The sequence below is a fragment of the Desulfobacterales bacterium genome, assembly GCA_021647905.1.
Taxonomy (GTDB): domain Bacteria; phylum Desulfobacterota; class Desulfobulbia; order Desulfobulbales; family BM004; genus JAKITW01.
Window position 1 is genome coordinate 31,070 of sequence record JAKITW010000010.1, and the last position, 23,380, is coordinate 54,449.

13 protein-coding genes and 2 pseudogenes are annotated in these 23,380 nt (G+C 60.7%); 7 read left to right on the plus strand and 8 right to left on the minus strand.

What is annotated here, in order from left to right; all coding sequences use genetic code 11:
- Window positions 1-68 precede the first annotated feature (68 nt).
- Complete coding sequence (locus L3J03_03135) at window positions 69-695, plus strand: TetR family transcriptional regulator (protein MCF6289983.1); 627 nt, start codon at window positions 69-71, stop codon at window positions 693-695.
- A gap of 93 nt (window positions 696-788) precedes the next feature.
- Here the strand turns inward: L3J03_03135 and L3J03_03140 are convergent, their stop codons facing one another.
- Window positions 789-1,151 (minus strand): hypothetical protein, encoded by a 363-nt coding sequence (locus L3J03_03140; GenBank protein ID MCF6289984.1) that lies wholly within the window; start codon window positions 1,149-1,151, stop codon window positions 789-791.
- 524 nt (window positions 1,152-1,675) lie between these two features.
- Between L3J03_03140 and L3J03_03145 the strand changes: the two genes are divergently transcribed.
- From L3J03_03145 to L3J03_03165, 5 genes and pseudogenes are all read left to right on the plus strand, one after another.
- Entirely contained in the window at window positions 1,676-4,195 is a 2,520-nt protein-coding gene (locus tag L3J03_03145; GenBank protein MCF6289985.1) for a heavy metal translocating P-type ATPase, read from the plus strand.
- A 106-nt stretch (window positions 4,196-4,301) separates the two neighbouring features.
- On the plus strand, window positions 4,302-6,029 hold the full coding sequence (ispH, locus tag L3J03_03150) for a 4-hydroxy-3-methylbut-2-enyl diphosphate reductase (protein MCF6289986.1): 1,728 nt from the start codon (window positions 4,302-4,304) through the stop codon (window positions 6,027-6,029).
- Between the two features lie 92 nt (window positions 6,030-6,121).
- Complete coding sequence (ftsY, locus tag L3J03_03155; GenBank protein MCF6289987.1) at window positions 6,122-7,315, plus strand: signal recognition particle-docking protein FtsY; 1,194 nt, start codon at window positions 6,122-6,124, stop codon at window positions 7,313-7,315.
- A gap of 279 nt (window positions 7,316-7,594) precedes the next feature.
- Window positions 7,595-7,837, plus strand: a pseudogene (locus L3J03_03160) (TerB family tellurite resistance protein).
- Between the two features lie 141 nt (window positions 7,838-7,978).
- Window positions 7,979-8,128 (plus strand): annotated as a pseudogene (locus L3J03_03165) (J domain-containing protein).
- Window positions 8,129-8,191: 63 nt separating this feature from the next.
- Here the strand turns inward: L3J03_03165 and L3J03_03170 are convergent.
- The 5 genes from L3J03_03170 to cdaA all read right to left on the minus strand — a co-directional run bounded on the left by L3J03_03170 (window position 8,192) and on the right by cdaA (window position 13,317).
- Window positions 8,192-9,730 carry a S41 family peptidase gene (locus tag L3J03_03170; protein ID MCF6289988.1) on the minus strand — a complete coding sequence of 513 codons (1,539 nt, stop codon included), beginning with the start codon at window positions 9,728-9,730 and terminating at the stop codon, window positions 8,192-8,194.
- Window positions 9,731-9,769: 39 nt separating this feature from the next.
- Window positions 9,770-9,913, minus strand: a complete 144-nt coding sequence (locus L3J03_03175; protein ID MCF6289989.1) for a hypothetical protein — start codon at window positions 9,911-9,913, stop codon at window positions 9,770-9,772.
- Window positions 9,914-10,066: 153 nt separating this feature from the next.
- The gene (gene glmM, locus L3J03_03180; GenBank protein MCF6289990.1) at window positions 10,067-11,419 is read right to left on the minus strand and encodes a phosphoglucosamine mutase; all 1,353 of its coding nucleotides are present in this window, start codon (window positions 11,417-11,419) and stop codon (window positions 10,067-10,069) included.
- A 138-nt stretch (window positions 11,420-11,557) separates the two neighbouring features.
- The gene (locus L3J03_03185; protein ID MCF6289991.1) at window positions 11,558-12,553 is read right to left on the minus strand and encodes a hypothetical protein; all 996 of its coding nucleotides are present in this window, start codon (window positions 12,551-12,553) and stop codon (window positions 11,558-11,560) included.
- Window positions 12,517-13,317: a diadenylate cyclase CdaA gene (cdaA, locus tag L3J03_03190; GenBank protein ID MCF6289992.1), complete on the minus strand. Its 801-nt coding sequence runs from the start codon at window positions 13,315-13,317 to the stop codon at window positions 12,517-12,519. The genes L3J03_03185 and cdaA overlap by 37 nt, the downstream gene beginning before the upstream one ends.
- Window positions 13,318-13,768: 451 nt before the next feature.
- Between cdaA and L3J03_03195 the strand changes: the two genes are divergently transcribed.
- Window positions 13,769-17,281, plus strand: coding sequence for a DUF748 domain-containing protein (locus L3J03_03195; protein MCF6289993.1), 3,513 nt, complete (start codon window positions 13,769-13,771; stop codon window positions 17,279-17,281).
- Between the two features lie 13 nt (window positions 17,282-17,294).
- On the opposite strand, the gene recD is transcribed toward L3J03_03195, so the two are convergent.
- Window positions 17,295-19,211: an exodeoxyribonuclease V subunit alpha gene (gene recD / locus L3J03_03200; protein ID MCF6289994.1), complete on the minus strand. Its 1,917-nt coding sequence runs from the start codon at window positions 19,209-19,211 to the stop codon at window positions 17,295-17,297.
- Complete coding sequence (gene recB / locus L3J03_03205) at window positions 19,208-22,825, minus strand: exodeoxyribonuclease V subunit beta (GenBank protein MCF6289995.1); 3,618 nt, start codon at window positions 22,823-22,825, stop codon at window positions 19,208-19,210. Before recB ends, recD begins: the two co-directional genes overlap by 4 nt.
- Window positions 22,826-23,380: the final 555 nt, after the last annotated feature.

Genomic DNA, 23,380 nt, shown 5'->3' on the forward strand with positions numbered 1-23,380 from the left:
ATAATGAAAGTTCTGGTTGAATGATTCCGGCTTGTTTAAACAAACGTTTAATTAATATTATTATTGCTATGCATAAAAAAGTCAACAATAATCAGGCCGGGCAACAATCCCGGGAGCGAATTATCGGGGCGGCGGTGAAACTCTTTGCCCGTCAGGGGTTTGCCGGTACCGGCCTGCGGGAACTGGCAGCCGCCGCCGACGTCAACCTGGCGATGATCAACTATTTTTTCGGCTCCAAGAAGGAACTGCTCAAGGAGATACTTGATATTTTCTTATCAGGCTACCTGGCCATTGGCCGCGAGGAACTGGCCGGAGACGATGGGCTGCAGGCAAGGCTCGGCCGGTTTATCAGCCGCGCTGTGAGCTATTTTGAAAGCCACCGGGATTACCTGCTTGTCACCATCACCGAACTCCCCCATGATGATCCCGAGATAATAGAATACAAGGCCGCCTGGGGGCGGCGGATGATGGAGATTGTCGGCCGGGAGGTCTGCCGGCCCCTGGCCGCGGAAACCGGCGTCATGATCCCGGCGACAGTGGTTGGGCCCATGCTGACCGCGATGATGGCGTCACGTTTTCTGTTTGCCCCGGTGGTGGAGCGGGTGCGGCCAGATGGGGTTGAGGCGCCGGCGGCTGAGGACTACGCAGAGATCATCAGCGGTTTTTTTCTTAAGGGGATTGCCGGGTTCCAGTAATTTCTCAGTTTCAACGTCCCGGTTTTCAAACCTTTGAACTCGTCCCGGCCTGCTCAGGGTTGGCGGCGGTGTGTACCCCGCCGCTGTTGCCCGTTATTCCCTGAGCCAGGCAATGCAGTCCTCGATTGTGTGGAAAGATTTTATGGGTACGCCCGTATTTTCGACGGTTTCTTTCAGCAAAAGTATTTTTTCGTTGGTCTCATCCGAGATTACTACTCCCCATTTAATATCCCGGGAGAAGGTGAAATCAATGGTCTTGCCGAACATGAAAATGAATCTTTCGCCAGGGAGAGAACTCTGTTGCCGGGCATCCACAAGGACCATGGTGCAGCCGTATTCCTGGTGCAGCCGTTCAATCTTGTCCCTGGTTTCCACCAGCATGGCCTCGGTCACCAGTCCCCAGGACTTGACCTTGATAATCTCATGCCCTTTCAGCAGGGAAACGGTTTGCGGCATTGTTCATACCTCTTCTTATTACGCACTGATCAGAAAGGCGCATTGGGGGAGGGGGGCGGCTAACAATACGGCCGATCCCGGTGAGAATAATCAACTGTTACGGGTTTATCAATAACAGCCGTTCTCCAGCAGAGTCAATGGCCGGGAGCCCGGCATGGGCAAATAAAAACCTGAATCCGTGACGGCTTGAGTTGATATCCCATGCAATATCTGGAATTTATTGCATTATTGTCAAACAGGCGCATTTGCTGGTCTTCACCGCGCCGCCCGGCGGCCCGCCTGATAACGGCGCAGCTGCCGCATTGGCAACTCGTTGATATCACACCATGATAATCAACATCGTTGCCGCCTTGGATCCGCACCATTCGCGAACGTTCACGGATTCAGGAAAAAAATAAAACCATTGACCCCGGACCATGGTCCAATGTTTATAGTTCATTATACTGGTCGGATTCATCACCGCCGAGGCAGTGCGGCGGTTTGTTGAAAAACATTTAAAAGGATAACCGTTAAGGAGGGAAGTCATGGATACAGATCACGATTCCAGAACAGGAAGTTGTTGTCATCCGGACCCGGATGACGGGTCTGAATATCGAGACCCGGTCTGCGGCATGACCACGGATGATCCGGATGCTTATCAGCCATATGATCATAACGGCAGGACCTATTATTTCTGCAGTGACCACTGCCTGACGAAATTTAAAAACGATCCCGGTTCCTTCACCCCCGGTGGTCATGATACCGGACCATTGCCAGGCAAGCCAGCGGGCCCGGGCAGCCATTCCGAAACCCCGAATTCCACATCTCAAGCCCAGACCTACACCTGCCCCATGGACCCTGAAATTATCCGGGACCAGCCGGGCGCCTGCCCTAAATGCGGCATGGCCCTGGAGCCGATGACCCCGGTGATTCCGGCCTCCCGCACCGAATATACCTGCCCCATGCATCCGGAAATCGTGCGGCCGGGGCCGGATAATTGCCCTAAATGCGGCATGGCCCTGGAACCCCGGGACGTGGCGGTTGACGAGCAGGAGGCAAACCCGGAATACGCGGACATGAAAAACCGTTTTGTGGTGGCCGGAATACTGTCCGTGCCCCTGGTACTGATCGCCATGCGGACCATGATTCCGGGGCTGGGGGTGCTTGATACCCTTGCCTCGGCCAGGACCTATGAATGGCTCGAACTGATTCTGGCCACCCCGGTGGTAATCTGGGGTGGCTGGCCGTTTTACGTCCGCGCCTGGCAGTCGGTGATCAACCGGAGCCTGAATATGTTCACCCTGATCGGGCTCGGCGTTTCAATGGCCTATATCTATAGCCTGGTTGCCGTGTATTTCCCCGATCTTTTCCCGGCCGCCATGCGCGGGCCCGACGGCACGGTGGGTGTCTACTTCGAGGCGGCGGCGGTGATCGTCACCCTGATCCTTCTGGGCCAGGTGCTGGAACTGAGGGCCCGCAGCCAGACCGGTGCGGCCATCAAGGCCTTGCTCGGGCTGGCGCCCAAAACCGCGCGCAAGATAAACGACGATGATACCGAAGCGGATATTCCCCTGGAACACGTCCGGAAGGGCGACCGTCTCCGGGTCAGGCCCGGCGAGAAGATCCCGGTTGACGGCATTGTGGTCGAGGGAGCCAGCAGCGTGGATGAGTCGATGATCTCGGGCGAGCCGATCCCGGTTGAAAAAGGTCCCGGCGATCCGGTGGTCGGGGCCACGGTGAACGGCACCGGATCCCTTATTATGCTGGCCGACAAGGTCGGTTCAGAGACCCTGCTTGCCCGGATCGTCCAGATGGTGGCCGCGGCCCAGCGGAGCCGGGCCCCCATCCAGAAGCTGGCTGATATCGTTTCCAGCTATTTCGTGCCCGCGGTTATCGCCATTGCCGCGCTTACCTTTGTCGTCTGGCTGCTGGTCGGGCCGGAGCCGCGGCTTACCCATGCGCTTATCGCCGCGGTCTCGGTATTGATCATTGCCTGCCCCTGCGCCCTGGGACTGGCCACGCCCATGTCGATCATGGTCGCCACTGGCAAGGGCGCCACCATGGGGGTGCTTTTCAGGAATGCCGAGGCCATTGAAATCCTGCGCAAGGTCAATACCCTGGTGGTGGACAAGACCGGCACCCTGACCGAGGGCAGGCCGAAATTGACCGATGTGGTACCGGCCGTTGGTTTTACTGAAAAGGAACTGCTGAAACTTGCCGCTTCCCTGGAAAAGGGCAGCGAGCATCCGCTGGCAGCCGCCATTGTCGAGGGCGCCGGCCAAAGGGGGGTCAGGGCCGGCGCGGTAACGGATTTCTCCTCCATTACCGGCAAGGGTGTTGCCGGGCTGATGGATGATAAAAAGATACTGCTCGGCAATAAAAAACTGCTTGATGACTTTTCCATCGATCCCGGTGAACTGGCCGACCTTGCCGAACAGATGCGGGGTGAGGGCAAGACCGTCATGTTTGTGGCAAGGGACAACTCGGTTGCCGGTCTGGTGGCGGTTGCCGACCCGATCAAGGAGACAACCCCCGAGGCGGTCAGGCAATTGCACCGGGAAAACATCCGGATCATCATGCTGACCGGCGATAACAAGGCCACGGCCGAGGCAGTGGCTGCAAAGCTCGACATCGACGGGGTGGTGGCCGAGGTGCTGCCCGATGAAAAGGCCAATGTGGTCAAGGAGTTTCAGGAAAAAGGCGACATAGTGGCCATGGCCGGCGACGGCATCAATGATGCTCCGGCCCTGGCCCAGGCCCAGGTCGGCATTGCCATGGGCACCGGCACCGACGTGGCCATGGAGTCCGCCGGGGTCACCCTGGTCAAAGGCGATCTCATCGGCATTGTCCGGGCCCGCCGACTCAGCCGGGTCACCATGAACAATATCAAGCAGAACCTGTTTTTCGCCTTTATCTATAACTCGCTGGGGGTGCCGGTGGCGGCCGGAGTATTGTATCCGGTTTTCGGGGTGTTGTTAAGTCCGATTATTGCTGCGGCAGCCATGAGTTTCAGCTCTGTGTCGGTTATCGCCAATGCGCTCAGGCTGAAGACAGTGAAGGTGTAACGCGGTGATATGTTTTCATTTCACGATTTTTATATTATAAGATGTGGCCTGTACGCAGTCAGTGCCGTTGATTCAGTTAGATCGGAAGAAAGTTTATCGGTTATCCATGAAAGTCATTCTTGCCAAAAATGCCGGTTTCTGCATGGGGGTGCGCCGGGCGGTGGAAACCACCCTGGATGTCATCAACCATGAGCCGGGCAGCGTGGCCACCTTTGGTCCGTTGATCCATAACCCGCAGGTGTTGGGCCTGCTGGAGGAACGCGGGGTCCGGATTCTTAAGGATATTCCGGAACAGCAGTCCGGCACCGTGGTCATCCGGGCCCACGGGGTGCCGCCCGAGCAGAAAAAGAAACTCCAGGCGATCGGCGCCCGGGTCAAGGACGCCACCTGCCCCCATGTGGTAAAGGTGCAGGTGATCATCAAGAAGTATCGCCGCCAGGGCTATGGCACGGTGATCATCGGCGACCGCAACCATGCCGAGGTGGAAGGGCTGATCGGCTATGCCGGGGCGGCCGGCCATGTGATCAGCTGCCGGGCGGATATCAACGGTTTGACTCTGACCGGTCCCTATATCATTGTCAGCCAGACCACCCAGGACCCCACCGTATTTGCTGCATTGAGCGAGCAGATTCTCGAGCGGTTCCCCAACGGCGAGGTCTTTAAAACCATCTGCGATTCCACCCATCAGCGCCAGGGCGAGGTACGCGAACTCTGCGCCAAGGTCAGGGCCATCGTGGTGGTGGGCGGCCGCAACAGCGCCAACACCCGGCGGCTGGCCGAGATCGTCGAGGGGATGGGCTGCCGGGCCTTTACCGTGGAAACGGAAGAGGAACTGGACCGTGTGGCGCTCAGTCAATACGATTGCGTCGGAATCACTGCCGGGGCCTCCACCCCCACCTGGATGATCAACCGGGTGGTCCGCTTTCTGGAGGCGATCCCCGGTCAAGGCGAGGGAGTGTTCCGGATCGGGCTGTACCGGTTCTTCTGGCTGCTGCTGGTGACCAATTTTTACGTGGCCGTGGGCGGCGGGTTCCTGGCCTATGCCAGTGTTCTGCTCCAGGGGATCGAGCCCCGGCCCTCCCATTTTCTGATCAGTTTCGGCTACCTCTTTGCCATGCACAACCTCAATCGCTTCATGAACCAGAAGTCCAGGGAGTTCAATGACCCGATCCGGGCATTTTTTTATCATCGTTTCGGCTGGCCGTTGTTGATGGCCTCGGCCCTGGCCCTGGTCCTGGCCCTGACTCTGGCCCGGGGGCTGGGGCAGTTGCCGTTTCTGCTTCTGATCGTGATGAGTGTATTCGGGGTGCTTTACAGCGTCCGCTTTATCCCGGCGGCCATGCAGCCGTTGCTCCGGGTCCGGCGACTCAAGGAGATCCCCGGCTCCAAGACCTTTCTGGTGGCGCTGGCCTGGGCCTTTGTCACTGCCCTGGTCCCGGCGTGGACCGATGGCCGGCAACCGGACCGGATGACTGCCGGGGCCTTTGTTTTTGTTTTTTTGCTCGTTTTTGTCCGCAATGCCCTGTTTGATGTCTTTGAGGTGCAGGCCGACCGGGTGATGGGCAAGGAGACCCTGCCGGTATGTATCGGTGAGCGGAAGACCATGATCATTCTCCACCTGTTTATCGGGTTGCTGGTTACGCTGTTGCTGGTCTTTCCCTGGTTCGGCTGGATCACGCCGCTGGGCTACTGGCTGCTGCCCCCTGTTTTTTATCTGATCGGGCTGGTTTATTTATATGAAAAAGAAAGGGTGGCCCAGGGGCCCAAGCTTGAACTGGCCCTGGAGTCCCTGTTTTTCCTGATGGCCGGTTTTGCCTGGCTCGGTGGGTTATAAGGGGTGCCGGCCGTTCGGCCGCGATCGGTTTAATCAATACCCATGCCGGTTGCGGGTCTGACACCGGACATGCTTTACGGAGAGAGGAATAGATGCTGAGTTGGTTTAAGAAAAAACTGGGCAAGAAGAAAGAGGACGAGCCGGCCTTGGTCGCGGAACCCGCGGCCGAAGAGGCCGTGTCGCGGGAAGATGCAGCCGAGGAGCCGGCCGGGCCTGAACCGATATCCGAACCGACGCCGGTCCCTGAATCCGAGGCGGTGGCTGAATCCGCGCCCGAGCCTGAACCTGTTGTCGAACCGGAACCGGTCCCCGGGAAAGGGGTGTTCCAGCGGTTGCGGGAGCGGCTTGGCAGGACCAGGGGCTCCCTGATTGCCAGGATGGACCATCTTTTTCTCGGCCGACGGCAGATCGACCAGGAACTGTTCGACGAGTTGGAGGAAATCCTGATTACCTCCGACCTGGGAGTGGGAACCACCATGGACCTCCTCGATCATGTCCGCAACCAGGTCAAGCGGGATCAGCTTACCGATCCCCGGGCGCTCCGGCAGGCCCTGCAGGAACGGCTTCTTTACTATCTCCGCCGGACCGGGCAGAACTCCGAACTGGTGATGCCCGAGTCCGGGCCCTTTGTCATCATGGTGGTGGGGGTCAACGGGGTGGGCAAGACCACCACCATCGGCAAGCTTACCCATAAGTTCGTCCAGTCCGGCCAGGCGGTGCTGCTGGTGGCCGGCGATACCTTCAGGGCCGCGGCCAGCGAGCAGTTGAAGATCTGGGGCGAGCGCAGCAAGGTCAAGGTGGTGGCCCGGCAGGACGGTGTTGATCCTTCGTCGGTTGTCTACGATGCGCTGGACTATGCCCGGACCCGGGATTTTGACGTGATCATCATCGATACCGCCGGCCGGCTTCACACCAAGGTCAACCTGATGGAGGAACTGAAAAAGATCAAGCGGGTGATGGACAAGAAGATCAAGGGCGCCCCCCACGAGGTGCTGCTGGTCCTGGACGCCACCACCGGTCAGAACAGCATCTCCCAGGCCCGGCTCTTTGACGAGACGGTGGGCGTCACCGGGATAGTCCTGACCAAACTGGACGGCACGGCCAAGGGCGGGATCGTGGTCAATATCTCCCATGAGTTCGATATCCCCATCCGCTTCATCGGCATCGGCGAGCAGTTGGAGGATCTGCGCGATTTCGAGCCGGAGGAGTTTGTCAGCGCCCTGTTTGCCGGCAACCACAATGGGAAACAACTGGAGACCGCCCGGATCGGAGCGGCCGGGGATTGAGGGACAATGGAATATAGACGACACGAGCAACCGGGTTGCGGCGGCTGTCTGCTGCTCCTCCTGTTGCTTGTTTTTCTGGCCGGCGGCGCGCCGATGCTGATCCAGTTTCTTGGCTTTATCGCCATGTCGGTACTCTTTTTTATCCTGGCGGTCATTGCCGCCTTCTGGGGTTTTTCTTATTACATCAAGCGGCAGATCAGCGCCTACCAGAGGTCCCAGACCGAGTCCCACAACACCTTTGTCCATCTGCTGGTGCATGTCCTGGTCTGGATCGCCCGGATGGACGGGGTGGTATCCCCGGCCGAGATCGAGACCATCCACCGTTTTTTCCGGCACAACCTCCGCTATTCCCAGAGCCAGATGTACTGGATCAAGGAACTGGTCCGGGAGGCCCGCGCCTCCACGGCAAGCCTTGATGCCCTGCTGGCCGAGTTCAAGCAGCAGTTCGCCTATGAGCCGCGGCTTATCCTGCTGGAGTTGATCTTTCAGGTTCTCTATACCAAGTCGATGGTGCCGGAGAGCGAACTGAAGCTTGCCCGCGATATTGCCGGGTTTCTGGAGATCTCACCCTATGATCTGCGGGTGATCGAGAACAGGTTCGTGGGCGGCTACGGCCCGGCCGCTGCGCCGGGGGGGCGGAGTGAAGGGCATTATTACCAGGTCCTGGGCCTGGAACCGGGGGTCGGCTTTGAGGAGATCAAGGTCGCCTACCGCAAGCTGAGCATGCAGTATCACCCGGACAAGGTGAGTCATCTCGGCGAGGAGTTCCGCCAGGTGGCTGAAGAGAAGATGAAGGAGTTGAACGAGGCCTATCAGTACCTGGAAAAGAGGTATCGGAATGGATAGTGTTAGAAAGGACAGTGGAAAAGTTAATAGTTATTGGTGGCCATGACCTGTCGGCGGGGTTGATTCCCTGGCAAGTTTCCGGGCCGCGCTGACCAGGGATGGATAGTCGCCCGGCCCGGCCCGCTTGAAGATCTTCAGGGCCAGGTCGATGTACTGCTGATCGGTATCCGCGTTGATAAAGACTTCCATCGGGCCGGAACATACCGGACCGATGCCGGCCAGGGCCGGCAAGGGGTTGGCCAGGTCCTCTTCGCGGGTGAAGATATCGTGGCCGGCCCGCTGTTTAACCAGCAGATCGGGACAGATGCCTGTCTGCTGGATCGCCGCTCCCCGCGGGGTATGGAACTCCGAGGTGGAAAGCCGGAGCGCGGCCCCGCCCGGTAATGGAAAAATCGTCTGTATCGATCCCTTGCCAAAGGTCCGGGCGCCGATGACCAGGGCCCTTTTGTTGTCCTGCAATGCGGCGGCCACCACCTCGGTGCCGCTGGCGCTGCCCTGGTTGACCAGGACGATGACCGGGAAGGTGAACCCGGAGTAGCGCACCTTCGGTTTTGCCCGGTAGATGACGTTCCTGTTGCTGATCCTGCCCCTGGTCGACACGATGATTCCCTGGTCGAGGAACAGCTCCGAGACCTTGATCGCCTGGTCCAGCAGCCCGCCGGGATTGTTTCTGAGATCAAGGATCAGTCCCCTGGTACCGGACCGGGCAAGGTCTCTGAGGGCCAGGAATGTGTCGCGACCGGTATTGTTGATAAATCTCGATATCCGGACATAGCCGTATCCCGAGTCCAGTTGCCGGACGCTCACGCTCTTGCGGGGGATCACCTGTCTGGTGATGGTGTAGTCCCTGGGCCGGCGCATGGACTGGCCCAGGATCGACAGATGCACCCTGGTTCCCGCCGGACCCCGGATCATGGCGATGGCCTCCATCAGGTCCATGCCCCGGGTGGAGCGGTTCTGGATCGCCAGGATCCGGTCATGGGCCTTGATTCCCAGGCGAGCGGCGGCTGTGCCCGGGACCGGGGCAACAACGGTGACCGCCCCGTGGTCAATGGAGATCACGATTCCTGTTCCACTGAATGTCCCGTTTTTTTCAGAGCGGAGTTGCCGGTAGATCTCCGGGGGGATAAAGGATGAATGGCAGTCCAGGGTGTTGACCATGCCGTGGATCGCTCCGGAGGTGACATCCTCGGCCGATCTGTTGGGGAAGCTGTCAAGGGAGGTTGCCAGCATGGAGGAGAGTCGCTCGAATAATGCCCGGTCGTTATCGATTATCTCCTTCCTGGAGATGGCAATCTCCGCGCCCGGCGAAAAACCGATCAACAGCGTTGCCTGGTCGGCCCTGATCGAAACTTTCTCCTTGCCCAGGAAATCCTGAAGTCCCCGGGCCGCCCCCCGGGCCAGGGTCCAGTTGTCAACGGGCAGTAGATAATCGTTCCGGATAAGGGACAGTACATCGCTGAGAGCGGAAAATTCTTTGGCCCGGCCGTCAACCGGGGCTGAAACAAGGAGGAGCAGGGCCAGGATAATGATTATGATCTTCTTTTCGGCGCGCGGGCGGCGGGTCATGGTCTGGTAATATAAGAATTTTCCGGTTCAGGCGTACTGTTAACGTAAACATTCAGTAAACCCCCTCCTATCGGGAAAGGGGTTTTCTTCTACCAACGGCCGCTCCATTGAGAAGGGCCGGCTGTTCATAAACAGGCTATCAAGCAGGAACTCGCTTCGCCGCAACGGCGATTCGGAACCCATAAGCATATCCTGCCGAAGTTGTTTCAAATTCCGCTTTTGCCGTCACGGCTGCGGCTCAGGGTCCGCTACACCGTTCGGTATAAGAAAACCCCTTTCCCGGTCCAATCTCAAACGTACGGGGTTTACCGAAACCTTACCTGTTAACAATCATTTTCATACCCGGTCGGCCGCGCTGACCAGGTCGCAGAGTTCATGGGCCATGGCGTTGATCAGGGCCTGGTCCTCGCCCTCCACCATCACCCGGATCACCGGTTCGGTGCCGGATGGACGGACCAGGATCCGGCCCGTGCGGCCCAGTTTTTCCGCCATGGCGGCCTGCTGTCTGACAAATCCCGGAATGTTTTCCACGGTGAGCCCGGCGGCGATGCGCACGTTTTTGAGTACCTGGGGGAAGGGCTCCATGATCGTTGCCAGCTCGGACAGCGGCTTCTGCTGCTTGACCATGCTCACCAGGAGTTGCAGTCCGGCCAGGGTGCCGTCGCCGGTGGTGTTGTGTTTGAGAAAGATCAGATGGCCGGACTGTTCGCCGCCGAAATTATAGTCGTTCCGGCGCATCTCCTCGACCACGTAGCGGTCGCCGACCCTGGTCCGGACCATTGAACCGCCCATCCGCTCCATGGCCTTTTCCAGCCCCAGGTTGCTCATCACCGTGGCCACCAGGGTTTTCTTATTAAGTTTATCGCGGGAGATCATGTCCCGGGCGCAGATGGCCATGATCCGGTCGCCGTCGACCAGGTCGCCCTTTTCATCGGCCATGATCACCCGGTCGCCGTCACCGTCCAGGGCAATGCCCAGGTCGGCGCCGGTCCGGCGAATCGTTTCCTGCATCCGCTGCGGGTAAAGGGCGCCGCACTGGTGGTTGATGTTGAGCCCGTCCGGCTCGGCCCCGATGGTGGTGACCTTGGCGCCCAGTTCCCGGAAGACCAGGGGGGCCACGCCGTAGGTGGCGCCGTGGGCGCAGTCGAGCACGATGTGCAGATCGTCCAGGGTGTAACGCCTGGGAAAGGTGTTTTTGAGAAACACGATATAGCGCCCCTTGGCGTCATCGATCCGGGTCGCCCGGCCGATCTCCTCGGCTGTCGGCCGCAGGGCCTCCATCTTCTGGGAAAAGATCAACTCCTCGATCTCGTGTTCCTTTTCATCGGCCAGCTTGAAGCCGTTATTGGAAAAGATCTTGATCCCGTTGTCCTGAAAGGGGTTGTGGGAGGCAGAGATCACCACCCCGGCGGCGGCGCGCATGCTGGTGGTGATAAAGGCGATCCCCGGGGTGGGCAGCGGCCCGACCAGGAGGATATCCACTCCCATGGAGCAGATCCCGGCGGCCAGGGCGTTTTCTATCATGTATCCGGAAAGGCGGGTATCCTTACCGATCACGATCCGGTGACCGTGGCGCATGTCCTTGACCTGAAAGGCAATGGCCCGGCCGACCTGCATGGCGATCTCAGTGGTCATCGGGTGGATGTTGGCCGTGCCCCTGATTCCGTCGGTGCCGAAGAGTTCGCGCATATGGAGTACTCCAATGTTTTTTTTAGAGGAGCGGCAGCAAACCGGCCCCTTGAAGGGGCGTCCAAGGCCGGGCCCGCCGGGCTCGGATATTTACTGTTGGTTGCGGCCGCGGCCTGGCATCCGGTCCAGCCATGCCGGTTATTGGGGGTGTCTGATTTTAAGTTTTTTGGGTGATTCGATTTCCAGGGCAACGGTCTTGGGGGAGATATCCAGGATCCGGATTTTATCCTTGTCCTTGCCATAGATATCGCTGATATTGACAACCACCGTGAGCGCGGTCCGGCCAGCGGCGAGGTCCCGGGGGCGGGCCACGGCGGTGAACAGGGGGCCTGATTCCCCGGCTTTCAAGGCAATCTCCTTGGGAAGTTCGGCCCGGACGGTGACCGTGGGGGGCCGCGCTTTGTATTTCCGGTCATTGCCCAGTGAGATCGGGACCTGGAACTGCCGGACCACCAGGGCCGCCCGGATATCGAGTTGCACGGTGACCACCGGTTCGCCGAGCAACTCGGCCAGGACCGGGGTAAGGACCAGGGAGACCTGCTGTGAGGACGGTTCCCTGAGCCCGTTGAGATCAATGGCCTGGGTCTTGAGGAACTCTTCCTTGCCCAGCGCATTCTCCGGCCCGGATACCGAGATATGGTCCGGGTCCAGGGTCACTGAGAGCAGTTCAAAACCCGGGGCCGGCTTGCCGGTCAGTTGCGGCTTGATCGTTAGTTTCTTCTGGACCAGCCGGTCCAGGCGCAGGGTAATGGTGCGTGGTTGAATCCGCAGAACGCTGATCCCCCAGGGGAGGTCGATGGAGTCGGGCTCGTTCTCAATGACCACCGTGCCCGGCTTGGCCTTGGACAGATCAATGGAGCGGGTGGTGTGCTGGGAGGCAATGGAGCGGATCAGACTGCGCTGGCCGCTCACCGCAACATCAAGCTGTCGTTTGAACTGGTTGGCGATTACCAGGTCCCGGGGCAGGTTGACGATCTCCACCGGTATGGATACGGTCATGTCCACCTTGTCTTCACCCACCACAAAATACCAGAGCGACAGGGCAAAGAAAAAAGAAAGGAGCTTGAGAACCCAGTTCCGGGGCCGGGGAATGGTGCTCAGGTAGCCGATGATTTGTTGAACCAGCTTTGCCATATCTGTTGCGTTGTCTCGTTGGGCATGAAGATGTTTGTCAGCTTGTTTCTCAGCGCTTCCTCGTTGGGCATGGTCTCGATTTCGCCTTCTTTTACCAGGGAGATCTCCTGGGTTTCCTCGGAGACCACCACCACCACCGCATCGGTCTCCTCGGACAGGCCGATGGCGGCCCGGTGTCTGGTGCCGTACCGTTTGTTGATGTAAGGGTTCTTGCTCAACGGCAGGAGACAGCCGGCGGTCTGGATCCGGCCCTCGGCAATCACCACCCCGCCGTCATGCAGGGGTGAGGAGGGCAGGAACAGGCTGACCAGCAGTTCCCGGCTCAACACCGCATCCACCCGGTGGCCTGAGTCGATATAGTCCCTGAGACCGGTGTCCCGCTCAATGACGATCAGGGCACCGAGCCGCCGGTCGGCCAGGTAGTGGGCCGCCGAGGCGATGATCGCCAGGTGGTCGGACGCCTCGTCCGAGATCTTGTAAAAGGGGGTCTTGCCCACCTGGGTCAGGGCCCGGCGGATGTCATGCTGGAACACGATGATGATGATCAGGAACAGTGAACTCAGCAGGGTGCGAAGCAGCCAGTAGAGGCTGAGCAACTCCAACTCCCGGGCCACGAAATAGACAAAGATCAACACCGCGATGCCGACGAGCATCTGCACCGCCCGGGTACCCTTGATGATCAGGATGGTCCGGTAGATGATGAACGACATCAGCAGGATATCAACCACATCCTGCCAGCGAAAGTATTGGAACACGTCGAGCATTTCGCGGTATTCAAGGAAAAGGGGTTTGGTTCTGGTGTCGCTCTGCGAAGAAAAGAGCGTTTTCCGCCCACTCTCTTTATAATATAAACAACTTATTCATGGAGAGGACAAGAGGTATTTTGTAATGGTGACTACTTTTTTCGCAACCGCCGGGCCAGGTTTCAAGGTCCATGGTTAGTGCCCATCCGGAAATGGCCCTTTTGCCCAATCTCGGCGTCATGCTCAAAAAATAATCCTCGTAATATCATTTATATGACTCCGGTTATTTTTTTCGCGATCCTTGATCTTGAACGAAATTGCTCATTTCTGGACGGACACTGGTTAACAGTGGACAACCCTGCCGGGTCAGGGAATTATCAGGATCGACTCCTCCGGTTGACCCGGCCGCGGAAATGCAATAAGGGAAGTGGTATTGATTTCGATATAACCAGGAGAAACCACGGAAAAAAACATGGACCCCCGCCAACAGCAAGACCCCTTTGATATCATTACCATTACCCCTGCCGACCCTCCACCCCCGGCTGAAAGCGGAAAGCCCCCGGTCCGGCAGAGGGGGGTGTTGTCCGGCCGGGTCCGGGTATTGGCCCTTCTGCTGGCTGTTGGCGCGGCCATCTATCTACTGGCCGGCTATTTCCTGGTGCCTTACCTCTGCCGGACCTGGCTGGTGGACCGGCTTGGTCAACAATGGGGCTGGAGTGTCACCGTGGCCAGGGCTGGTTTCAATCCCCTTGATTTGACCCTCCGGCTGGAACAGGGACGGGTCGGCCCGGCGGCCGGCGATGCCCGGGGGAAGGGCGAGCCGTTGTTTACTTTTGCCCGGCTGGAGCTGGATTTCGAATTGGCCTCCCTGTGGAAACGCGGGCCGGTGGTCAGGGAACTGCTGTTGGACCGCCCCTGCCTGAGGCTGGGGGCTGATCATTCGTTCCGGTTCCTGTCCGCGACCCTGAAAAAAAACCTGGTCAAGCTGCTGCTGGGCCGCGGTGGTGACAGCGCCGGGAAGTTTTCCCTGAACAATATCATCGTGCACAACGGTTCTGTCCGGTACCATGATCCGCTCACCTCCAGGGCCCATACCCTGGAGGTGAGCGATCTGGTCCTGCCCGCTGTCTCTTCCATTGACTACCGGGTTGCCGAGCGCCTGCCCTTCCGGTTCAACGGCAAGATCGACGGCAGCCCGGTGGAGCTTGCCGGCCGGACCGCGGCCAACGGCGTATTGGAGCGCCGGCTGCGGTTGACTGCCGAGGATCTCCATCTGCCGGACTATCTTGAGGACCTCTGGCCCGGAGTCCTGCCGAACCTGGTCCAGGGCCGGGCCGACTGTGATCTGGATCTGCGCTTTTCCTTTGCCGGGGACAACGGGCTGCAGCTCGCGGTCACGGGTTCGATGGAGTTTCGCGGGTTAATGTTTCAGGATGATCAGGGCCGGGAGGCGGGCCGGATCAACAGGGGGTCCATGACAATCACGGCCGCGCCGTTGCGCGGCCGTTATCGGATCGAACGACTGGCCCTTGCCGGCCCGGAACTGCGTGTTACTCGGCAAAAGGACGGCACAATCACGGTTGGCGGGATTATTGTCAACAAGGGCGAAGAATCAACCACCCGGGTTCTCTTGGAACAGGCCTTGGTGGAGGACGGCCGGCTTCTTTTTAAAGACCAGGCGGTTGCCAACGGTTTTGCCGACACCTGGGACAGGATCAGCCTCCGGCTCGAGTCCTCCGGAACCGGCGCGGACCGGGCAGTCTCTGTTGCCGGCAGTGCGAGGAACAGTACCAGTGCCCGGTTGTCCCTGACCGGCAAGCTGACTCCCGCTCCAGGGGGCGCGGATCTCGGGTTTGTTGTCCAGGATCTGGACCTGAGTTCCCTGCAGCCCTACTGGGCCGCCATTCTCTTTGCCGGCAACCGGGAACTGCGGGTGAGCAGGGGCCGGGCCCGGGTGAGCGGACAGCTGGTTTTGGGTTCCGATAAAGGCGGGCAGTCTGTCGAAGCACCACTGCGACCGGCGTTTAAGGAGATAACCGCAACCCTGGCCGACCTGGTGGTGAGCCGCGGCCGGACCGAGGTGTTGCGGGTGCCGGACCTGGTGGTGAGCGGGGCGGAGATTGATCCCGCCGGGCAGCGGGTCAGTCTGGGCACGGTGCGCGGCCGCGGCGGCATGCTTTTTTTGAAACGCGACCCCAGGGGGCAATGGCCGGGCAGCGGGTTCTGGAAAAAAAGGGCTGACCAGGGACCCTCCAGGGAGCCGGCATGGCATGTTTCTGTAAACCACCTTGCCATGGATCAGGCCGAACTCCGGGTGGAGATGGTGACCGGGTCGGTTGTCAGCGCTGATGAGATATCCCTTGAATATTCCATGGATCCCGGCGCAAGCGGCCGGGGGAGCAAGAAAAACGGCCAACTGCATGGCTCCGCCCGGGTGGCTGGCAACGGTTGGCTGCGGTTTTCCGGTCCGCTCCGTACGGACCCCTTTACAGCCGAGCTTGTCTGCAACCTGGAGGCGGCGGAACTGGCCCTGCTTAAGCCGTTGCTCGCGCCCTGGTTTCAAGCCGAGTTCCAGGCCGGCGTTCTGCGGGCATCGGGCACGGTCCGTTTTCCGGAGATGGTTTTCAGCGGCAGCGCCGGTATCCGCGGAATGAAAGCCGCGGCCGGGTTCGGCGATGGGGAACGCCGGCAGGAGATGCTGCGCTGGCAGGATGGTGTTGCCGAGGGGGTAGAGGCAGGCCTTGACCCTGCATTCCTGCGGATTAACAGGATAACGGTGGACCGGCCCTGGCTTGCCTGGATCAGGACCGGGCCGGGCCGGTCAAGCCTGACCGGTTTTTTTGTAAAGAAGGCTGGTCCCTTTTTGTGGAAAACCGCTTCCCCCGGCCTTCGTATCGATGATATCCGGCTGGAGCAGGGTTCCCTTGTTTATGACGACCGGACCATGGACCCGGAGCTGAACCTGACCATCAGCGACCTGCACGGCGGGATCACCGGGTTGGAAAGCCGGCCCGATAACCGGGCCCGGTTCTCCTTGCAGGCACTGGTGGCGGACCAGGCCCCACTCTTCATGGACGGGACTGTCGGGTTTTTCGATCAATCTCCGGCCCTGTCCAGCCTGGTCCGGCTGGATGATCTCGACCTGGTCCCGTTTGCCGCCAACCTGGCGGCCCGCCTGGGGTGGGAGGTGCGCCAGGGACGGCTGGCCATGGATACCAGGTACCGCCTGGCCTCGGGCCGGGTCAAGGCGGATAACTCGTTGCGGATCCGTGGATTCGAGCTTGGCAAACAACTACCCGGCGGCGACCCCGGCCTGCCCCTTACCGTGGCCCTGCTTACCGACCGGGAGGGCGTGATCAGGCTTGATCTGCCCGTGGCCGGGGCGGTGCACGACCCGGATATATCGTTGCGGAAAAGTCTGGCCCGAATGGTGCGCAACCTGGTGGTCAAGACCGTGGTCTCGCCCTTTACCCTGGTGCGGGAGATCTTTGATAACGGCCAGCCGGTTGAGCAGGTATTCTTTGCTTTTGGTTCGAGCCGGCTCAGCGGTCCGGCCCGGCGGGGGTTGCGGGACCTTGCCCGGCTGCTCGGTCAACGGCCCCGGCTGAACATCGGTATCCGGGGCCTTGCCGACCAACGCGGGGACCGGGAGGCGATTCTGGCGCTGCGTGAGCGCGAGGCGGCCCGGCAACGGCTGGAGGCCGAGTTGCGGATATCCGAGGCCATCACCAGAAAATACGGCCAGGAGGAGATCGGTCCGCCCGGTCCCATTGCCTTGCAACCGGAGCGGGAAAAGACCGCGCCCACGGTGACGGACAGGGAGTTGAAGGAACTGGCCCGGCAACGCGGTCTTGCGGCTGGCCGCTATCTGCGCGAGGAACTCGGGGTGAGCGCGGACCGGCTCCTGGAACTGGCCCCGGAGCTGGTGCCTGATACTGCTGCCGGCCGACCCGGCAACCGGGTCTGTTTTGTGCCTGACAGGTGACCCCTGCCCCCTGTTATCTGTTTCCTGTTTCCTGTCCCCTGTCTTCCCACAGGGCGTCCATCAGCCCGGAGTCCCTGGTGATGGGCGAGGCGATGGTCGCCCTGAGCACCTCTTCCGTGGCCCACAGTTCAATCGCGTTCTTTGCCCGGGTCAGGGCGGTATAAAGGAGTTCCCGGGTGAGTACCGGCGACATGGCCGGGGGCAGGATCAGCAGGATCCGGTCGAATTCCGAACCCTGACTCTTATGGACCGTGATCGCATGGACGGTCTCATGGGAGGGCAGATGACCGGGCGACAGGGTGCGGATCGTGCCGTCCGGGTTCTGGAAAAAGGCCCGCAGCCGGTCGCGGTTCCCGGGGTCTGGAAGCAGGATCCCGGTGTCGCCGTTGAACAGGCCGGTTCTATAGTCGTTTCTGGTGATCATCAGCGGCTGGCCGCAATAATGCGGCCCGGCCGGGCTGCTGTTGCCGGAATCGTCCGGCCGGGGAATGAGTCCGGCCCGGGCAAGGTGTTTTTCAACCAGGGCGTTGATTGCCAGGACCCCGTATGGACCGTGCCGCAGGGCGCAGAGGATCCGGAACCGGCCCAGCGCGGCAAAGGCCTCTTCCGGCGAGTCGCAGCGGAGAAAATCCAGCCCTTGCCGGTCCAGCCGCCGGCCCAGTTCCCTGCCCATCTCGCTTGCATCCGGGACCGGCTGCCAGCTGATGTCCGCCAGGTCGTGTTGTTGCAGGGCCTTGATAAGGCCATCGGCATCGTTGTGACGGACAGCGCTGCTTACCCGGCGGATGCCGCTTTTTTCCCGGAAGCGGAAGCTCTTCCGCAGCTCGACCATGGTGTCTGCCAGGGGGCCGACCACCTGATCCTGCCGGTTTTCAGGCAGCCGGTTGCTGGTCAGGGCGGTGACCAGGTCGCGGAACCCGGTGCTGAACGACCCGAGCGCGGCCGGGTGGCAGATATCGCCCAGGATGGAGCCGGGCTCCACCGAGGAGAGCTGGTCGCGGTCGCCCAGGAGAATCAACCGGCCCTTGGCAGGCAGGGCCCGGACCAGCCTGGCCATCAAGGGCAGGTCCACCATCGAGGCCTCGTCCACCACCACCAGATCGGCGGACAGGGTGTCGCCTTTGGAGCGATATATGCCGTGCCTGGAGGCGAGCAGCCGGTGGATGGTCATTGCCCGGTCCGGTATGGCGGCAATGATCTCCGGATCATTGCCCATGGCGGCCCGGGCCCGGGTGATCGCCTCCTGCAGCCGGGCCGCGGCCTTGCCAGTGGGCGCGGCCAGGAGAATTTTTGGCAATGATGGCAGACTCTGCTGGCAGATAAGGGCCAGGATCCGGGCCACGGTGGAGGTCTTGCCGGTTCCCGGACCGCCGGTGACCACGGCAAAGGGGCAGGTCACCGCAACAATGGCGGCGATTTTCCGCCAGTCGATTCCGGCCGGGGAGGAAGATTCCGGGAAGAGCCGGGCCAGGTCCCGGGCGAGTTTGTCAAGATCGACCGGGAGACGGTCCCGGCTGCGGGCGAGGATCCAGTCGGCCACGGTTTTTTCGTATTCCCAGAACCGGTGGAGATAAAGCCGGTCCTGGGGAGAGAGGATCAGCGGGGTCTGTTCACCGGGCCGGCCCACCACTCCGCTGTGCAGGAGCTGTTCCCGCCAGGAGGACAGTTCCGGACAGCGGATCGTGGCCGGCGATTGTTGATCATCAGCCCCGGTGATTGACGGGGAGAGCGGCCGGCCGGCCGCAGCGGCCAGGTCGAGACAGATGTGGCCGGCCGCGGTCCGGATGCTGACCAGGGCCGCGGCCAGCTCAAGTTCCGGCCCTGGTTTTGTGGCCAACCGGTTGATAAACCCGGCAAAATGTCCGGCAAGACCGCTGTGGAAATGGCCTGGATCAAGTTGCGCGCCGGGGTGTGATCGGGATCGGCTCATTGTTGCTCCCCCTGCTCCGGGACCAGGGCCGCGGCCAGCCGGCTGATCAACTCCTCCCTTGGCCGGTCCTGGAATATTCCGTAGTCAGCCCCATGGTCAGGATCGATTCCCCGGAGGAAGAGATAAAAAACATCTCCGAAATGGCGGGCAAAGCTATAGCCGGGAAGCCGGGCGTTAAGATACTGGTGCAGGGCCACCCCGTAGAGATGATACTGCAGGGTGTAGAGTTCCCCGGCCATCACCTGGTCCAGTTGGTCCCGGTGATAGGCCTCGATCCGGTTGCCCAGGAGGTTCGATTTCCAGTCCACCAGGTAGTAGCGGCCCTGGTACTCGAAAACCAGGTCGATGAATCCCTTGAGAAAGCCCCGGGTCGGGGCGAAATCGAGTCGGTCCAGTTCGGGCATCGGCCGGCCGCAATCCTTGAATGCGCGCTCCAGCCGGGCCGTGGTAAGGGGTGACAGGGGGAAGGTGAACTCCAGTTCGTTGAGGCGCGCGCTGGGGTCGATCCCGGCCAGGGTGAGTATTTTCGTCCCGTCCGGGGTGGTGGCCGGCAAGGGGAGATGGACGAGCCGGTCGAGCAGGGCGATGATCGTCCGGTCCCAGGCCGGATCAAAGCCGTGTTGATCCAGGCTCTCCTGGATTGACTCGGGCAAGGGTGGCCGGGTGAAGTCGAGCTGTTCCAGCAGGGAATGGAAAAAGATACCAGCCCTGGTCCCGGCTGGAAAGGAGAAGATATCCCGCAACGATGGCCGGGTTCCGGAAACCGGAATCGGGCTGGTCCGGCGGTCCGGCGCCAATGGTTCGGCGGTCCGGTGATGGCCGGCGATCAGCCCGGAAAAACTGGTGATCTTCCGGCCCGCGGCCAGGGGCGTGGCAAGGCGGGCCACCTCGAGTTGCCGCGACTTTATCGGTGCCGGGCAATACTGCTCCCCTGACCCGTCCGGAGGGGCGGCCAGGGAAATCGCCCCCGGCGCTGCAACCGCAAGCGCGTCCAGATCGTCCAGCAGCTCGCTGTCGGTCGCGGCCCGCACCCGGGCCGCGATTGCTCCCGGGTCCGGCTCTCCGGGCGAGCCGGGCGGCTGGTGCAGGAGATAGGCGGCCGCCGAGGTGTCGGCGCCCTTAAAGGCGCCCCAGGCAAGATAGCAGCAACTTCTGGCCCGGGTAAGGGCCACATAAAAAAGACGCAGGTTTTCCGCCAGTTCCTCCTGTTCGGCCAGTTCCCGGTGCTGCTCCAGTCGGGACGAGCCGAGATCCAGAACCAGCCGGGAACGGTTGTCGGCACCGGACATATGAAAGGCGGCCTCGGATCCTTTCTCCCTGGTCCCTTCCCAGGAAAAGGGGCAGAAGAGCACCGGATACTCGAGCCCCTTGGCCTTATGGATGGTGACGACCCGGACACAGCGGCTGTCGCTTTCCAGCCGTAACTGGTGCTCTTGGTCATCGGCATCCTGGCGCAGCCGTTGGTCCAGGGCGTGAAGCAGACCGGAGATGCCCAGTTTCTTTTCAATGGCCAGTTGATCCAGCACCTCGGCCAGATGGAGAAAGTTGGTCAGCCGCCGTTCGCCGTCCGGGAAACCAAGCAGCCGGGCCCGGAGCTGGTGTTGGGCCAGAAAGTAACGGAACATGGCCAGCAGTCCGTTCTGTTGCCAGAGTTCACGGGCCGCAACGAACCAATCGAACCACTCTTCTCCGGCCGGGTCATGACCTTCGGCCATCTCCAGGATGCGTTCGCCGGCAATCCCCATCAGTTCGGTGGCCAGGGCCGCCTGGAGTGCGGCCCGGTCGGCCGGCGTCCCCATGGCCCTGAGGATAAGCGCCATTTCCCAGGCCTCGTTGGAAGCGAACAGGCTTTCCGTGCTGTGGAGGACACAGGGAACCCGGCGGTCGATCAGGCTGTTCCGGACCAGCCGGGCCTCGTGGTTGGTGCGGACCAGGATGGCGATATCCGCCGGGGTCAACGGCTGCCCGGAGATTTCAGCCCGGCCCTGGGCGCCCAGGTTGAGCAGCCGGACTATTTCATCGCCAATCGCCCGCAGGAGCCGTTGCCTGGCCAGGGCCTTGGTCATCGGTTTGCTGGTCTCCTGGTCGCGGTGGAAGAACCAGAGGGTAAAGGGCGGCGCGGGTTGTCCGTTGATTAGCAGTTCTTTCCGGCGATCCCGGGCCTGGCCGGCGGCCACCGGATTAAAGATGATCTCGTTCAGGATAAAAGGGGCCCGGGGTCGAGCGAAAATAGCGTTTACCGCGGTAATCAGTCCGGGAGTTGAGCGGTAGTTGGTGGCCAGGGTATAGCAGGATTCCGGCCTGGCCAGGGAGGCGGCCGCATCGATATAGGTAAAGACGTCCGCGCCCCGGAAACTGTAGATCGCCTGCTTGGGATCGCCGATCAGATAGAGCAGCGCCTGGTCGCGGTTCTGGTAGATCCGCTGGAATATATCATACTGGACCGGGTCGGTATCCTGGAACTCGTCGATCAGTCCGGCTGGATATTTGCGGGCGATTCTTCCGGCCAGTTCCCGGCCGGTCGAACCGGTAAGTCCCTGTTGCAGCCGGGTCAGGAGGTCGTCAAAGGAGAGAAGGTTGCGGAGTCCCTTGCGGCGGGCAAGCTCGGGCCGGAGTCCGGCAAGTAACTCGGCCTTCAGGCTGACCAGGGTCCGGTTGAAGGAATCGGCCAGTTCATTGTCTGCCAGGCGCAGTTCCTGGCAGAGGTCGAAAAAGACGTGGGCCAGCGGCGGGTGGCTGGATTTCATCGATTGGCTGATCTCGCTGGTTGTGAACTTCTCAAACCCGGAGAACAGGCCAGGGGCCGGCCGGCCGGTTGCCACCAGCCGGTCCATGGCCGTCAGCCAGTTGGGTACCATGTTTTTTCTGTAACGGTTCCGGTTCAGACCGGGATGATGGAGCAGAAATTCGGCCACCTGCTCCCGGGCCCGGGGCCAGGCCCGGCACATTGCGGTAAAGGCGGATTTGAAACGATCCTCACCTGCTGCGAGCCGGGTCGATATCTCCGGGTCGGGGTTGGGGAGCACCTCCTGGTAGGACCGGTGCAGGTGCGGCCTGACAAACCGGAGCAGGGTTTCGGGCTGCAGCCTGGTGTTGCGGAGGAAGTCGATAAAAAGTCCGCCCCCGGGGTAAAAGCGCTGGCGCCAGAAATCCTCGACAATCTCGCGGATCAGCTCCTCCTCGCTGGTGATCAACCGGGCATCGAAAAGGGCGCCGCTCTCAAGGCCGAACTCAACCAGCATCCGCTGGCAGAAGCCGTGGATGGTATGGATCACCGCCTGATCGAAGTTGCGCAGGGCGCTGGTGAGAAGTTGCCGGGCCCGTTCCGGTCCGCCGGTAAAGTTCCGGCTCAGCCGGCAGAGGAGCGGATCATTGTTTTCATACCCCTTGAACACCTGTAGAAGCTCCTGGATTCTGGTCCGGATCTTTTCGCGCAACTCCTCGGTGGCCGCCTCGGTGTAGGTGACCACCAGGATCTGTTCAATGGGCAGTTCCTTTTCCAGAAGCAGCCGGAGAACCAGGCCGCAGATGGTATAGGTCTTGCCGGTCCCGGCACTGGCCTCGATCAGGGTGATGCCGGACAGGGGGATGGTGGGGATGTCGCAGTGTTGCATGGCCCTCTTTTTCGGGTCAATGGGGTCTGAAACAGGGGCGTTAGCGACCGTTCCGGATCTGGAGGCTGAGATCTTACATAGCAGCGCATGACGCCGGGCGCAAGGGGAAAAGAGAGATGCCGCGGTAATGGCGCCGGATCCGGCCGGCTGAAACGGACAAGGAAAAAAATCAACATTGATCACGGCGGTTACTTGATCTCATCGGCAAAACCTCGTACTCTCCTGTTGCCGCTTTGGAAATGATATTACAATGACTCCGGTTCATTTGCATTGATGGTTTGTAAGATTTCGGTAAACCCCGTACGTTTGAGGTTGGACCGGGAAAGGGGTTTTCTTATACCGAACGGTGTAGCGGACCCTGAGCCGCGGCCGTGACGGCAAAAGCGGAAATTGAAACAACTTCGGCAGGACATGCTTATGGATTCCGAATCGCCGCCGCGGCGAAGCGAGTTCCTGCTTGATAGCCTGTTTATGAACAGCCAGCCCTTCTCAATGGAGCGGCCGTTGGTAGAAGAAGACCCCTTTCCCGACAGGAGGGGTTTACTGAATGTTTAC